The organism is Methanosarcina sp., from assembly GCF_049706645.1.
Lineage (GTDB): Archaea > Halobacteriota > Methanosarcinia > Methanosarcinales > Methanosarcinaceae > Methanosarcina.
Genome location: NZ_JBNAKP010000026.1, coordinates 36,460 through 51,209, shown reverse-complemented (window position 1 = coordinate 51,209; position 14,750 = coordinate 36,460). Strand labels below are relative to the sequence as shown.

13 protein-coding genes are annotated in these 14,750 nt (G+C 38.1%); 7 read left to right on the top strand and 6 right to left on the bottom strand.

Annotated features, from left to right (window positions below):
* Window positions 1-185: 185 nt before the first annotated feature.
* Both ACPK8D_RS10685 and ACPK8D_RS10680 read left to right on the top strand, forming a co-directional pair.
* Window positions 186-2,021, top strand: coding sequence for a hypothetical protein (locus ACPK8D_RS10685; RefSeq protein WP_424717835.1), 1,836 nt, complete (start codon window positions 186-188; stop codon window positions 2,019-2,021).
* Between the two features lie 417 nt (window positions 2,022-2,438).
* Window positions 2,439-3,497 (top strand): aldo/keto reductase, encoded by a 1,059-nt coding sequence (locus ACPK8D_RS10680; RefSeq protein ID WP_424717834.1) that lies wholly within the window; start codon window positions 2,439-2,441, stop codon window positions 3,495-3,497.
* 891 nt (window positions 3,498-4,388) lie between these two features.
* On the opposite strand, the gene ACPK8D_RS10675 is transcribed toward ACPK8D_RS10680, so the two are convergent.
* The 4 genes from ACPK8D_RS10675 to ACPK8D_RS10660 all read right to left on the bottom strand — a co-directional run bounded on the left by ACPK8D_RS10675 (window position 4,389) and on the right by ACPK8D_RS10660 (window position 6,038).
* Window positions 4,389-4,619 carry a hypothetical protein gene (locus ACPK8D_RS10675; protein WP_424717833.1) on the bottom strand — a complete coding sequence of 77 codons (231 nt, stop codon included), beginning with the start codon at window positions 4,617-4,619 and terminating at the stop codon, window positions 4,389-4,391.
* Window positions 4,620-4,621: 2 nt separating this feature from the next.
* A complete protein-coding gene (locus tag ACPK8D_RS10670) occupies window positions 4,622-4,774 on the bottom strand; it encodes a hypothetical protein (protein WP_424717832.1) in 153 nt (50 codons plus the stop codon).
* 143 nt (window positions 4,775-4,917) lie between these two features.
* Window positions 4,918-5,073 carry a hypothetical protein gene (locus ACPK8D_RS10665; RefSeq protein WP_424717831.1) on the bottom strand — a complete coding sequence of 52 codons (156 nt, stop codon included), beginning with the start codon at window positions 5,071-5,073 and terminating at the stop codon, window positions 4,918-4,920.
* 377 nt (window positions 5,074-5,450) lie between these two features.
* Window positions 5,451-6,038 (bottom strand): tyrosine-type recombinase/integrase, encoded by a 588-nt coding sequence (locus ACPK8D_RS10660; RefSeq protein ID WP_424717830.1) that lies wholly within the window; start codon window positions 6,036-6,038, stop codon window positions 5,451-5,453.
* 1,498 nt (window positions 6,039-7,536) lie between these two features.
* Between ACPK8D_RS10660 and ACPK8D_RS10655 the strand changes: the two genes are divergently transcribed.
* Together ACPK8D_RS10655 and ACPK8D_RS10650 are read left to right on the top strand one after the other, a co-directional pair.
* Window positions 7,537-8,079 carry a 6-bladed beta-propeller gene (locus ACPK8D_RS10655; RefSeq protein WP_424717829.1) on the top strand — a complete coding sequence of 181 codons (543 nt, stop codon included), beginning with the start codon at window positions 7,537-7,539 and terminating at the stop codon, window positions 8,077-8,079.
* Window positions 8,028-9,152 (top strand): PKD domain-containing protein, encoded by a 1,125-nt coding sequence (locus ACPK8D_RS10650; RefSeq protein ID WP_424717882.1) that lies wholly within the window; start codon window positions 8,028-8,030, stop codon window positions 9,150-9,152. Before ACPK8D_RS10655 ends, ACPK8D_RS10650 begins: the two co-directional genes overlap by 52 nt.
* Window positions 9,153-9,732: 580 nt before the next feature.
* Here the strand turns inward: ACPK8D_RS10650 and ACPK8D_RS10645 are convergent.
* Both ACPK8D_RS10645 and ACPK8D_RS10640 read right to left on the bottom strand, forming a co-directional pair.
* Window positions 9,733-9,987, bottom strand: coding sequence for a hypothetical protein (locus ACPK8D_RS10645; RefSeq protein ID WP_424717828.1), 255 nt, complete (start codon window positions 9,985-9,987; stop codon window positions 9,733-9,735).
* A 270-nt stretch (window positions 9,988-10,257) separates the two neighbouring features.
* Complete coding sequence (locus ACPK8D_RS10640; protein WP_424717827.1) at window positions 10,258-10,725, bottom strand: hypothetical protein; 468 nt, start codon at window positions 10,723-10,725, stop codon at window positions 10,258-10,260.
* 414 nt (window positions 10,726-11,139) lie between these two features.
* Here ACPK8D_RS10640 and ACPK8D_RS10635 point away from each other — a divergent pair, with 414 nt between their 5' ends.
* The 3 genes from ACPK8D_RS10635 (at window position 11,140) to ACPK8D_RS10625 (ending at window position 13,797) form a co-directional block, all read left to right on the top strand.
* Window positions 11,140-11,403, top strand: a complete 264-nt coding sequence (locus ACPK8D_RS10635) for a hypothetical protein (RefSeq protein ID WP_424717826.1) — start codon at window positions 11,140-11,142, stop codon at window positions 11,401-11,403.
* A gap of 488 nt (window positions 11,404-11,891) precedes the next feature.
* Complete coding sequence (locus ACPK8D_RS10630) at window positions 11,892-12,194, top strand: hypothetical protein (protein WP_424717825.1); 303 nt, start codon at window positions 11,892-11,894, stop codon at window positions 12,192-12,194.
* Between the two features lie 952 nt (window positions 12,195-13,146).
* Entirely contained in the window at window positions 13,147-13,797 is a 651-nt protein-coding gene (locus ACPK8D_RS10625) for a hypothetical protein (protein ID WP_424717824.1), read from the top strand.
* The last annotated feature ends 953 nt before the right edge of the window (window positions 13,798-14,750 follow it).

The following is a 14,750-nucleotide window of genomic DNA, read 5'->3' as shown; positions in this document are numbered from 1 at the left end:
TCTAATGGCCGGCTATATCCCGAAACTGTTGATAGTCACTGGAAGCAATGGACAGGAACAGTTCTAGAGGTTGTGTGGACTGTCAAATGCCACCTCGCTGTAGAATAAAGAACGGTTATCCATGGTATCAGTCGGTCATGAGGGGACGGAAAAAGAGTAATAATCTAGAGCTTAGAAAAGTAGAGTTGATTTTAGAACATAAGAACATATTTAGTGGGGAGATAATTACGCAATACCGAGAAGCTATTGGCAACTGGCGCATCGACGCGAATGGTTTTATTGGCATTTTGCAACTCTGGATGACAGGCGGCGCTGCCGCTGGAAGGCTGTGGCTTGATGCACACCAGGTCTGGGAAGCACTTACCGCAGTTAGCTTCAACACCAACACTGACGAACTGGCCTTCACTCGTGGAAACCAAAGATACACCGGTAAGCTCGCATTTGATACCCTGCGCGGTCAGTTCGTGGATGGTGGACGCACCTATTCCTGGCATGCAGAGAGGGCATGGCCTGCCGAAACTCGCCAGGAGAGCACCAGCCCACGCGTTCGCTTTCTCACTGCTAGACCAGGAGCACCAACTTCACCACGCGTTCTTGTCCTTGTTGAGGAACGATTGCTTGGTCCGATTCTCGCCGCTTCAGGCGGAGGCTGGTCGCCTTTTACGCGCTGGCTCGATGACCTTCAGAATGAGGGATGGGATGCCTATGCATATACCTACGACGTCCGAAGAGACGAGACCGGCGAGCGCGGGAATCGCCATTTACCCTCGGAATTGCTGCAGCTCTATCGTTATATTCGAGATTTCTATTTTGCAGGTGGGGCACGCTTAAGCGGAGTCGTACTTGTGGGAGATTTTCCGGCGGCTGGAATCTGTACTTTTAATGATATACCGGGTGTACCTGGCGGGCGGGGAGAGCTGGATTACTTTTGTGTGGATGTAATGCTCGCCGATCCTTTCGGCTACTGGGAATGGCAGCCTCTCGCGCCAATGGTGCCCCCTGGAAGCCCTCAAGTGCTTCGCCTGCCCTATGACGAAGGGGCACCACCGAATTTCGCGTTCTATCCACGTACCCAGTGGAGTGCTCCTGGCTTCGTGTTAATGAGGCAATCGGAGGTACATCACTCGCAGCGTGATCCGAATAAATACGGTGCAGACCCGAAATACTGGATTGGGCGAATCAGTATGTCGCAGGCGGCCTGGCGCACAGGTCTCCAGGGCTGGGAATGGTCTGAAGCCGAAGAAGTCCGACTGCTCATGGACTACTTCAACAGCAATCACGACCACCGCACTACGCGGCGTACTCGAAGGGGCTATATTTTCCTTGACAAGGACTTTGCCGGCGGCTGGCAAGCCGAGCGCAATAAGATGTCGGCAGCTGTTCCAGCCGCCAATATCACGGTACACGCGGATACCGCGGCCTTCCCCGCCAACCAGAAGGCGAGTATTGCCAACTATGTAGCGTCATTCCAGCAGGAGTACCTTATCTGTCAGTATGTAATGCACAGTGACTGGCTCAATCATTACTTCGCGGCTGAGTCTGGGCAGGATGTTTTTCCTCCTAACTTTCCAGCTACCTACACAAGCCCAGGTAGTACTGCCTCTATTTCGCTCCTGCCTAGCGGAAGCGTTAAAGAAGCCCACATCCTTGCCGTGCCAAACAAGAATGAACTCTCGCGCTTTTATCTTCTCGGGGGATGTGATATAGGGAAAATTCTCTTTAGGCCGCAGTCTCTTGTGGGTATGGGCGGCGAGCAGACTTCCCCAGCGACGCCGCTAAATAGACAGTATGGAGCACATATGCTCGGCACAGCCTATCTTGCTCATGCCAAGGGACTGGCAGTACTTACCCATAATGTCACCAATCCACCCGGGGATTATACAGTAGTCTTTCAGAACCTGCAGCAGAACATGCCTTTTGGCGAAGCTGTGCTAGCGCTTATGAGGGCAGAGAATGCCGCGAATTTACCGCACTATCGAAATGTTATTTTTGGCGATCCGACTCTCAAACTCAGCTATTGAGAATGTTCTGTCTTTTTAATGCCTGTCACCTTTATCGCATTGCCTTAATAGCAATTCAAAAGAGGCGGGGGTAGATAGGCTCCCTTTTTACTATTTTCCTGCGGAAGAAGATCTATCAATAGCCTCTATTTTAAGGTTAAAGGCAGGCCAAGTCATTACGAGAAAATAAAATCGAAACTCAAACTTCCTTTCAGGATAAAATGAGAAGAATTGTCAAATTCGATCAAAAAAGCTTATAAAAGGCGGACTCCAGATTATCTTGAAAAGTTTTCTAAAAACCAGTTTCTTCCTATCCCTTGAGGATTAATAATCAGTTTTAATGAAAAGAGTATTTTCAAAAAAGACGAGTGATCTGTCAATCAACCAGAATGAAATATCAAGAAAAAATCGTGAAAGAGAATAGCAGGAAAACGACAGATGCTGTACCGAAAAATGCCAGAGAACGGAGACGAACTTTCAGTACTTGGGTTCGGTTGCATGCGCCTTCCCGTAAAAGAGAACGGCAAAATAGATGAGGAAAGAGCCGCGCGGCAAGTTAGATATGCAATTGACCACGGAGTGAACTATATCGACACAGCCTGGCCATATCACATGGGAGAAAGCGAGCCTTTTCTGGGCAGGGCGCTCGCCGACGGAGATCGGGAAAAGGTTAAACTTGCTACAAAATTACCTTCCTGGCTTGTGGAAAGCCGTGAAGATATGGATAGATTCCTGAATGCCCAGTTAGAGAGGCTCAACACGGACTATATCGATTATTATCTGGTTCATGGGCTCGCAGGAGAGGTCTGGGACAAACTTGAGCCTCTCGGTGTGACCGATTTCCTTGATAAAGCAAAGGCTGACGGCCGAATTGTCAATGCCGGCTTTTCTTTCCACGGGTCAATTGAGGACTTTAAGCGAATTGTGGATGCATATCCCTGGACTTTCTGCCAGATTCAGTATAATTTTATGGATGAGAATCACCAGGCTGGCACGGAAGGGCTTAAATATGCAGCTTCAAAAGGGCTGGGTATTATTGTCATGGAACCTCTGCTCGGAGGCAATCTGGCCAGCCCGGTACCTCCTGAAGTGCAGGAGATCTGGAACGAAGCCGAGGTAAAACGCACACCTGCCGAGTGGGCTCTTCGCTGGGTGTGGAACCATCCCGAGGTTACGGTTGTGCTTTCGGGCATGAATGAGGAATCTCAGGTTGAAGAAAACCTGAAGACGGCAGAAGAAGCCTATCCGAACTCCCTGGCCGAAGCGGAAGTACAGCTTGTTAGCAAAGTTGAGCAAAAATACCGCCAGCTTATGAAGATTGGCTGTACTGGCTGTCAGTATTGCATGCCCTGTCCTTCAGGCGTTAGTATCCCTGAATGCTTTAATATTTACAATAACCTGCACATGTTTGGCAATGCGGACGGAGCCAGGTTTACATATGCAGTCAGGATGAGCGGCGTATTTACAAACAGTCATAGTCTTAAGGCAAAGTATTGAATCAGTTAAAAGCATATGAAAATGTTACTTTGAAAAGAAATGGGGGTGAATGTGAAACCCTGCAGAGAGATGATAGAAGACTGCAGGTAAGATGATTTAATGTGATTGCGGGAAAGCCAGAGATAGCGTTCATTCTTAGGGGTGTGCCCTGCCCATCACCGTCTTCAATAAGTATAACAATGGCAGAGAATACGGCTTCTGTATATACTTTTGTAGATTCTAGTTGAAGCAAAATATTGACGACATTCAATTTTGGTTGGTGTCGCTATCAGTTTTAGGCTATTTTGGGGATACTATTGCCTATTTCTAGCAGTTCCTTATACGTAATTTAGCGACAGTTTATTTGATATTGGTTTCTAAAATATATCTAATGCGACTCTCTCATCTGCATCTGGTTTTAAACATCAATGTATGTAAAGCGGCGACTACACACGCACGCGCAGTACATATTATTTAACTTAGAAGACTCCCCGAAGCAAATAACAAAAAATGTCGTCATGGCTGTTAATTCCTGTCAATTTATAACAGTACTTTGATACCATTAAGTTTTACAGTATTACTATATTCTGTCTGTCGTCTCAAGCTTGTAGACGTGCGTCTAGACAGATGTAAGTAAATTGCCTGATTTTCCCGTTCCACACCGGAATGCTTGAAAATAAATTGTTAGGATGCGACAAGCTAATAGTAAGCTTGTGTGTATGCCTGAGCAAGGTCACAGGCTCTTGTAGAGAAAAGAAGGAAGATTAGGCTTTCTTTGTAAGGCTCATGAAACTTTTTCTCACATATGAAATATGATTTATCCCTTCTAGTCAGATACTCCTATAAAGCAATGTAAAATAATTTTAAGTCCGTCAATTGACGGGATAAAATTTAAAGATTCAATGAATTTTATCAAGCTTGAGTATTTGCCTGCTGTAAGAATCTAAAGCTCTTTTTTCCTGCTTCAATCTTAGCCTCTGAAGGTCCGTCTGGATCTTTACCCATCCTATAAGCCCATAATGTGCAGGTGCTAAGTTTAGCTTCTGGACCTGCCGTGCATTTCTCTACATCCAGGTAGGAACCTCCGCAACATTCAAGGCAGTGTTTACGGATAACTTGCAATAGTTCCGTTTTTGTGGTCATGCTCAATTCCTCTCAATGGTAACAATAAGCTCATTGCTGTTTTTTCCTTTTCTGACAGTTGTCTTTTTTCCTTTTTGAAGTTTTAATGATCTAGCAACCCGAATAGGTATATTTACAGAAAATACCCCTGTTTTTGAAAGTTGGATTGAAGGCATGTTAACACCATCTAAACCCAATACAACTTTCAGTTGTGATTATGCTGAACTCTTGCCCTTCCTGAAATCCAAACAACCCCCCAACTTCCAATGGAATTTTAAGAAGGTAATCTCCCGTCTTTTTTTCAAAACAGTAGTCGTTTTCATTGCAGGATCACCTTAGAAACGTGTAGGGCTTTTCCAACCAATTCAATGTTTACATTGTCTTCCTTAGTGAGTCCCATTTCCTTTGTAAATTTTGCAGGCACTGATATAATCAGTGTACCAGCACTGTTGTTACTATACACTTTACGAATCATTTTCAACCCTCCGAAACTCCCAAACTTCGGTATATAATGTACGTTGTCTAAGTGTATATAACTATCACAAATATGTATATAGTACCTTTATAATGATTATATATAATCTTTTACAAAAGCGTTATATAGAGGCTTGAGAACATGCTGAGTATGTATAATGTACATTTTCTGTATGTACGAAATATGTACATAACATGTGTAGAAACAGCTTAACCAGAAGACCTAGAAACGATTCGTTTTATCAGGGAGGTATAATCTATCTTATTTTTTCTGATAGCTTTAAAAAAAGGAATTAGCAGTATAGAACTGCATAAAGGAAAACAGCAAAAAGATTGATGAGAATTCATTGAAGGGTACTAAGGTCTGAGAAGGTCACTTTAAAAGCTCCCGCCGATTATGTCCGTTACAGGATCTCCCAGCTCGTCGAGCTCTCTCTGAATATCTGCAGTTGTAATCTTTAAATAAGCCATAGTGGTTGCTAAATTTTTGTGTCTCAGGTACTTTGATACCTTTGCCAGTGTAATACCTCTATTAAGTAAGTGAGTAGCTCTTGACCTTCTCATAGTATGTGTGCCTATCTTCTTGTCAATTCCTGCTTCCTGGCACAAATCATTAAGCTTCTTATATACCCATGATCTGTCTGCCTTCTTTCCTTTGTTCGAAAACATAATGAAATCAGAGGGCTTTAAGTCGCACCTTTCAGCATAACGCTTAATCTGTCTAAGAACCTGCAGGTTACATGGTACAGGCTCTATTTCATTGTCTTTACGCTTCTTACCCCCAATTACATTGATCTCCTTCTTCTCAAGGATAAGATCACGCACTCTAATATTCAATGCCTCTGTAACCCTAAGTGCAGGTGTATAAAGCAAAAGAATCCAGATTTCGTATTTTTCTTCAAGGTTAGGAAGTTCAAGAAGTTTTTTAACTTCCTCTTCAGTAAGCCATTCTTTAGAATATCCCATTTTTCATACTCCTATTTTTTAGACTCCCATATTATATATAGCAACAATAGGTTATAAATGTAGCGTTCTTGAAACTTGAGAGCCATAAAAATAAACAATTTAGCAAAAATTCAATGAAAAAAGCAACAAATTGTCTAAATTGTTGATAGAGTGGTTTATGCGTTAATCTTTAGTTTTACGATTGCCTATGGAATTATCGGTATAAATTAATCCCATACAATAACGGATTGAAAAACATTAGAAAAAGAAGATGATTTATACATAAACAAATAATTAAAAATGAGGTGTATAAATGGAAATGTTAACTAAACATTTTCATCTACAAATGACATAGAGTGGCAAAGAGTTTATGATGAAAAAAAATATCTAATTCAGACGTATTTAGTGATAGTCACATTGTTAGAAACATTAAATCAAGGCACATCGTATATTTGGTACGTGCTTTTTATCTTTTTCATCATGTGCTATACCGTAGTGATAACAAATACAAATTATGATAGACCTATTGGCAATAATATAAACTCACGGATAACAGAGACTAGGAAATGGCTGAAAAAAACACCCATCTTAGGTGTACGTATGGTGAACTATTTCGCGTTAATTGTAAGCTTATTGGTTGCCATTCTCGTTATTCAACCTGATAGTTTTCTTACCTATTTTTATATACATGGTTCTCTTGCTGAATTTGTATTTATTATAATTGATTTGTTTGCTTTATTCGCATTAACTGTAGTTTGTTGTCTATCTCTCTGGGTCTGAGTAGTGACCAGCAGGAAGGTTGCATAAATGAGTAGGAGAATGAAGAGATGTAATAAGGATTATTGGATCCAGCAAAAAAGACAAAACGAAATAACTAAGCGTTAGTTTAAACGTATCTTTTAATGCATTTTATATAATGCGGGTATTTTGAATCCGCATAAAATCTACTTTATTATGAGTCCTGATGATGAATTAATTCTTGTACTTGAATTGGTATCCTTTATTTTTATTTTATTGGATTTTTTATCAGCTTCGTGTAAACGCCATTAATGGTAAGTCAAAAGATTAAAACGATCACCAAAACTTCCATCGACTCTTTTTATTTCCAGGTGCCTCTATTGCCTTTTGATTAATCAAGCTCTGAACCTGCATAAAGTAATTATTGTGCATAGACTTAAGGTCCTCTTCTGTCTGGTGCCTTTTCTCGAGTTATACAAATTTGGTAAGTTCTATATCATAGAAAGAACTGAAAATAATATAAAATTAGCCTGATAATAGAAATTTATTGTTTTTTATTCAAATCATTTTCTTTATAGAGAAAAGTATTATGTGGTCCTATTTTTTAACTATGTTTCATTATAGATTCCAAAATTAATTTATTGAAGTTAAAACGAAAGAATCAAAATTTGGTAAAAGCACAACTTAAATAACCTATGAGGAGGATTCGAAGACGAATATTCAGCAGGTCAATATTTCTAAGAAAATATTGTTATTTTTGATTTTATTCTTTCTTGGATTGATGAGTGTTTCAGTTGCCCAGGCTGAAACTTATACTTTTGTTGCAAAGTGGGGCTCTTATGGCAGCAGTGATGGACAATTTAAAACTCCAATTGGTATTGATGTGGATTCTTTGGATAATATTTATGTTGCCGATTTTGGTAATCATCGTATTCAGAAGTTTGATAGCAACGGTAACTTCATTACCCGATGGGGATCTGAAGGCACTGGTACTGGACAATTTAAGTATCCACGGGATGTTGCTGTAGATTCTTCAGACAATGTTTATGTTGCCGAAGAGCGCAATAATCGCATTCAGAAGTTTGACAGCAACGGCAACTTCATTAACCAATGGGTTCTTCTGGCACTGGCGACGGACAACTTAGTATTCCAGTGTGGATTGCTGTTGACTCTTCGAGCAATGTTTATATTATGGATTTGGCTGCTACTACTTCGGGTTGGGCTTATCCCCGCGTTCAAAAGTTTTCCAGTGATGGCACATTTATCAGTAAATTGGGTTCTCAAGGCTCCGGCGATGGACAATTTAATAGTCCAAATGACATAGCTGTTGATTCTTCAGACAATGTTTATGTTGTGGACTCGGGTAATCATCGCATTCAGAAGTTTGACAGCAATGGCAACTTCATCACTAAATGGGGCTCTGAAGGTACTGGTGATGGTCAATTTTATAATGGCTTAAGCGGTATTGGTGTAGATTCTTCAGACAACGTTTATGTTGTGGAACCGGGTAATAACCGCATTCAGAAGTTTGATAGCAACGGTAACTTCATTACTAAATGGGGCTCTGGTGGAATCGACTACGGACAATTTAAGTATCCATATGATGTTGCTGTAGATTCTTTAGGTAATGCTTATGTTACCGATACTGAGAATCAGCGCATTCAGAAGTTCTCAATAGAAAAATTTACTCCAACAATAACCTGGAGTACTCCTGCTGATATAATCTATGAAACAGCTCTAGGGAGTACTCAATTAAGTGCCTCTGCTTCAGTACCTGGAACCTTTACTTACACTCCGCCCGCAGGAACTGTACTAGGAGCAGGTACGCATTCATTGCATGTTGATTTCACTCCCACAGATTCTGCAAACTACAACACAGCTTCAAAGGACGTTACAATCAATGTTCTGAAAGCTACTCCCGCAATTACATGGAATAACCTTGCTGACATCATAGCTGGAATAGAATTGAGCGACACTCAATTAAGTGCCTCTGCTTCAGTACCTGGAACCTTTGTTTACAATAAGCAACTGGGAACTATACTGGATGTTGGTACTCACACACTACATGTCGATTTCACTCCCACAGATATTGCAAACTATACTACAGCATCAAAGGATGTTACTATAAATGTTTTAGAAAAACCAGCAATTCCTAGTGCTAGTTTTTGGGCGACTCCTATAACAGGAAAAGTACCATTGCAGGTTCAATTCACAGATAAGAGTATAGGGGTGCCTACTTCACGGTTCTGGAATTTTGGCGATAAAAGCACTTCGACAGATAAGAATCCCGTACACCAATACATTAAAGCAGGAAAATACACTGTCAGTCTAACGGTAAAGAATGAGTTAGGTAGCAACACAAGAAAGATATCTAATTATATTGTAGTAAAAAAGTAAAATCATTGGAGTCAAAAATAAAATTGGAGAAGCTTTAATATGAGAGGGAATTTATTGACCATCATAAATAGTTAAAAATTTCGATCTTTTTAAGTAAATTCGCAACACTCCCTCTCTTTTCTTTTAAAAAGTTCTACTAAAAGAGGTAAAATTATTTAGATTCTATAACCCTTTACAGTATTTTCTTAATCATTTTTACTTTTGACCTGAAACCAATGCTTCCCATTTATTTACCCTTTCCAGAACATGAGTATTAAGAGTAAACGGTTCACCTGATTTGGCGTTCTGCTTCATGTAATGCAAAGTGCCTTTGGAAAACCTAATTTATTCCAGTCAACACAAGTGTGTATGCGTACCCTGCACGCTAAGGGCTGTCCACTACTGCTCGAAAAGAGGATTTTTCCGATTATGCAATTCAAAAGGACTGTTTCTTCCAAGGAAGCAGGGTAATATCTGATAAACAAATTTTGTTTATTAATAGAAATGCGTTTTTTAAAACTCTGTTGGAATATTTCTTACTTGGGAAAATTGGATAAGCTTTTTCAATATATGTTAAGTTTATAACCTTATTTAGATTATTTCAACCCTGAGATTTTAAGGAAATTCGGAATTCCCAATTTAATTTATTTTTATTCACAGGTAAGAAATTACATCTGACCATTGCTTCTTTGAATTGCTTATTTGTAATAAAGAAACCATCTGGTGTTTGTTCAAACAAAATTTTAAGTGCATAGCTAGTGTAATTTTTGTTTGGTGTTTTTTGAGGGAGTATATTTAACATTATCCAATTATCCAGGGCTTTTTTTTCAATGTCGGTTAATTCGTATTCACTCATTTTACTCACTCCTATCTTTCATAATTTGCCATAAAGTACCACTGAGCTATGCCTTGATTTCCTTTACTTTTGACCCATCATTTATTAAAAGACTATGCAATTGTATCTGAGGCAGGGATCCTCTCATCCTGACCTTCCTCAAGCCTGGGCGGGAGAAACTGTCTCACCCGCCCATTATCTGAGAATTATTGTAAAAAACAGCATGTGATATCAAAAAGAAGTCTGTCTTTCAATGCCTCTTCTGATAGCCTCGGCTAGTTTTTCGGGAACTTATGAGCCTATCATTATTTTGCTCATACTTCTTCCATCCATAAACTCAATAAGCACACCACTGCTAGAGCCGGCAAAAATGGATCTAACAGCATAAATAGAGGTATAAGGACGAGGAATGTCTTTAACAGAACCCCTCATATGATAAATCATTTCATCAATGGTTCTAACTTTATAGCTTTGAATATTTTTAAAAGGAAATGATCTGAAAGAAGAATCAAGAGAAGATGTGCTAACATATACTCCATCCTCCCGAACTTCAGTAACGAGCTTTTTGAAGAAAGAAATCAGGAAATAAAGTCCGAGTACCAGAACAGGCATCATCATAAAAAAACTAGATATAAAATACCATAAAATAACAACAGGAACTGCAGCCATAGAACCAAGTAGTATCATCAGTTTTCGATCAGATTCCTGGACTTCTCTAAAAAGAATAGTACCGCTTTCTTTCTCATTGTTAAGCCCCATATCTGCAACCTCTAAAAATAAATCGTAAATAGCTTAGCATGAAATGTATTTAAAATTAGTGATTAAGTAAAATAGTTTAAACCACGACTCCAATACAAAGTCCTCTATAGCAGGTATCAATATCTAGACCAAAATACTTTCACACAGCTCGGGTGCTCCTTTTAACCTATCACTCGTAATTCATTTTGAGGATGGTTAAGTGGATATATCAGAGAAATATATCAAAATGTGCTTATTAGCGAAGGAAATTCAGCGAAAATGGGTATTCCAATCCGGTGATTTTTTTATAATCCTGCTTTTGAGGAAGTTGAGGTTTTACTCTATCCCGGAAGTAATCCTATTAATTATATCTGGCTACCGAGACAAGATCAACTTCAAGAAATCTGTATCGCATTCTTTATGCAGAATCTGAAGATGTCAAAATCCGAAGCATTATTACAGTTTTTAGAGTGGTATTCTGGACGCCTTAGATATACTTTCGAACATGGACTCAAAAATGGAAACGATTTCATCGACTCGGGAGAAGAACTTTTGTTAAACCGTGCAATGATTATGATGCACTGGAAAAAATGGGACGGGGAAAATTGGGTAAAAGCTTTAGAAGGGTATAAATCATCAGGGAAAACTCCCAAAAAAATCCTAATTAACTCTAGTGTCGCGTCAATCCTCAAGGATTGAACGATTCCGAATAATTGTAATCGATTAGATGCGACATTTTACCGCTGACGCGACACTAGGCTGGATCTAAAAACTATTTCTTTATTTTAATCTTTATCTACCCTTTAGAGGTATACACTGATCCAAAGAAGTTTAAAAAGACTTTAAAAGTAGTGGTAGGCTTTATTTTTTCATACCATATAGTAAAAAATGAATACAGTTCCAAGTATGACGCTTCTGCCTGCTTAACTTCAATTACCATTCTCTTATAAATTTAATTAAAGTGGTAATTGTTAGAGACTTTGGTCATACAAATTATATGGGTATTTAGAGATTGTAGAGTTTAGAATTCAATCGGGTGTGAGATTAGCGATTGGAGTCCAGAATCCGGAAACTCGATCACTTACTTACAAAACGAGATCCAGAGAAGAGTTTTGAGTTTTAGGATTAGCTTATTTAGAATTTGAAAAGTAATATAAATTGAATAAAAAATAAGAAGGTGATATCGTATGGAAGGCAAAGTTAAAAAAGCAATAAGTATCGCACTGCTAGTCTGTGTTGCACTAACAGGTTTAGCTGCTCAACCAGCTTTAGCTGCTGGTGACGAAGCTCCCGTAATGGATTTTGAGGGTTATGATCACGGTGGCATTGTATGGGATTTTACTGACTATGAAGGCGGAGCTTCCGTAATGGATTTTACTGACTATGAATATACTAGTGGAATTTGGGATTGGAGTTTTGACACTGATGAATCTGGCGATAATACACTGGATTTTAAGGGTGATACTCCCAGTACTCCACTTGACGTTTGACGATCCTGAAACTCAAACTTGTTGTAGCATAAACGATGCTATGGATGAATATAATTATGAAGAGTACTGTATTCCTTCTGGTAACTATTAAATCTAAAGAAAGTATAATCGCTAAACTACAGAACTCAAACAAAATACGAAAAATGAGCTGTTTACTAGCTTTTGAAAAGTATTTTTGACAGCTACGTTTTAAGAGAAAACGCAGCTATTCCTTTTTAATTATCTTTTATATTTTAATATAATATTTGTTTTCAAAGTGAGTTTAGCCAAGTATATTCTATTTTTAATCCATCTGTAATCAAAGGTAATTTCTAGAGATTTTTGCTGGGAGAAGCTCCCCTTTATTTGTAAGTCAGTATTTTATCAAACACGTTTATTTTTTACAGTAGAAATACATCATCAAAATTTTAAATCAAATCCTGAAATTTTCGTCTAGAAGACAGTTTTAACTTAAAAAGACTGTTAGTATGAAAAATATAACTTCGTAACACTAAATTTATAAACAATTCTTATTTTTACCTTCATATCCTGTGGAAAATTGGAATTTCAATAGAGCATCAAAACGCAGAGAAAAAACCGATTTCCTCAGGGGTTTTGTTCACTCGTCAAATAAAAACGCCATGTTTAAACGTGCCTATGTGTTTTTGTTTATAGCTATTCCAAAGACCAAAGACTATAGACAGGATTCTGAAAAACGTTATCATTAGAATTGATTTTTAGACGATAATATTTTTCCCTTCGATAAACGTCCCATTTAGAGTAGATAATGTAGCATTTAGCATAAAATTTCAGTCAGTAAATAAAAAGTGAAATTAAACGATTTCCTTCATGAGCAGACAAATGTATAAATTCATTTTTTACTTTTTTTTAGGTCTTTTTACAATTTTAAAAGATTTACACAGTTTTATATAGGATAACGCTAAATTATGTTTAACAGTTGTATGTATTGTAAATGTATACAACTGCATTCATAAATTTTTGTGTATTATATTTAAATTTGAGAATATACGGAAGTGATATAATGAGAAAAGTATTTTCAGTAATTTTTGCTCTCATAATTTTGCTCTCGCTGGCTACCAGTGTACAAGCTCTGGAATCTAAAACAATTCAACGAGACAACGGTGCTTCTGCATGGGCCTGTTGGTCTAAAACAGATGGTGATCTGATTACCGACACTTATTTATCTGCAGTTAAATCTGACGATGGGACTGAGATATATCTGAGTACCTATACATGGGATACCACAACCGGATATACAGTTAATGATGAGTATGGGTACACGTTTACGACCGATGATGTTTTCAGCATAGATAAAAAGCTTAATTCTGCAAGCCTGTCTCAGGTTCCAATTAACGTTTACAATTGGTATACAGGTGAAATAAAGACCTTGAACGTCACTGCTGATTGGACTGGAACAGGTGAAGTTGAGAAGGGTAGTTCCACCTATGTTTCAACAAGCGGCGATTACAGATTTAGGAGTACCAGCAGTTCGAATTATAGAGCAGCCACAGCTACAGGGAGTGTAAACGATAACGACCTTGGACAAAATAGTGGTAGTAGTTTGTCTAATTTTAAGTCTGCATATATAGATATGGAAAAATAACCAATCGATGAAAATTAAAAACGTTTCACGTTCTCGATTATGTATAAATTTTCCAATGGCTACGGTTATTGATAACATGTAGCCATTTTTCTTTTTGATAAGCCCCAAACAGATAGGCAGATAATAACCCTGTACTACCCCTCTGCGTGGTTAATTTATCTACTTTACTAGCTTCAGAAAAGAGCAATTTTTACAGCTACGTTTTATGAGAAAATGTAGCTGTTTCTTTGATTTTTAGCTAAGTTTTTAGGCAAATAAATAACATATAAGCTGAAAATAGCTGCCTTTCATTTTGTAGCTATGAAATTTCTATGGAAATTGATTATTAATTACTGCAAGGCAGATAAGTTTTACAAATTGCATTAAAATTTAATAAAATCATAACGCATTTTACCATATTCATAAAAATCATTTTGGGTTTATTATTCTTGGTAATTTACTCCACAAAGTCATCTTTGAAGTTGAAAATGCTCCTTCATATTAGGCAATCTTTTGTTTAACCGTCTTTTAAAATCATTATTGGCTAAAGTCTGCTATGCGTTTGAGTTTAGTTTCATTCCAGAGACTATGTAGCACCTTTAGAAAATCGATATCGAGTAACCTTATATTCTAAACTACTATATTTTCCCCTCGATAACCGTGACTTCAATGCAAAAAGATAGTGAGAAACACATAGCAGATCATAGTGAAAAATGTTAACATTTGATAAATTTATAATAATTTGTTACGTACATCAATTTAATTTTTGATTATGTGGTCACTTTTTGCCTATATGTCAGTAAATCATGCTATTCAGATATCTTATAAGAGTGTTAGAGATTTGACCGATTACCGTACTATCAAATACAAAAAAACCTGAAGAAAAACATACCACATATTTCATCCCGCAGACTGATAACGATTATATATTATATACTAAGACTATGAAATTTACAAGATCGCGTATAAAAATA

Bases quoted from the DNA above. Each gene is read 5' to 3' on its own strand.
- ACPK8D_RS10680 (WP_424717834.1), top strand. From the start codon at position 2,439: ATGCTGTACCGAAAAATGCCAGAGAACGGAGACGAACTTTCAGTACTT.
- ACPK8D_RS10675 (WP_424717833.1), bottom strand. From the start codon at position 4,619: ATGACCACAAAAACGGAACTATTGCAAGTTATCCGTAAACACTGCCTT.
- ACPK8D_RS10670 (WP_424717832.1), bottom strand. From the start codon at position 4,774: ATGCCTTCAATCCAACTTTCAAAAACAGGGGTATTTTCTGTAAATATA.
- ACPK8D_RS10665 (WP_424717831.1), bottom strand. From the start codon at position 5,073: ATGATTCGTAAAGTGTATAGTAACAACAGTGCTGGTACACTGATTATA.
- ACPK8D_RS10660 (WP_424717830.1), bottom strand. From the start codon at position 6,038: ATGGGATATTCTAAAGAATGGCTTACTGAAGAGGAAGTTAAAAAACTT.
- ACPK8D_RS10655 (WP_424717829.1), top strand. From the start codon at position 7,537: ATGAGTGTTTCAGTTGCCCAGGCTGAAACTTATACTTTTGTTGCAAAG.
- ACPK8D_RS10645 (WP_424717828.1), bottom strand. From the start codon at position 9,987: ATGAGTGAATACGAATTAACCGACATTGAAAAAAAAGCCCTGGATAAT.
- ACPK8D_RS10640 (WP_424717827.1), bottom strand. From the start codon at position 10,725: ATGGGGCTTAACAATGAGAAAGAAAGCGGTACTATTCTTTTTAGAGAA.
- ACPK8D_RS10635 (WP_424717826.1), top strand. From the start codon at position 11,140: ATGTCAAAATCCGAAGCATTATTACAGTTTTTAGAGTGGTATTCTGGA.
- ACPK8D_RS10630 (WP_424717825.1), top strand. From the start codon at position 11,892: ATGGAAGGCAAAGTTAAAAAAGCAATAAGTATCGCACTGCTAGTCTGT.
- ACPK8D_RS10625 (WP_424717824.1), top strand. From the start codon at position 13,147: ATGTATACAACTGCATTCATAAATTTTTGTGTATTATATTTAAATTTG.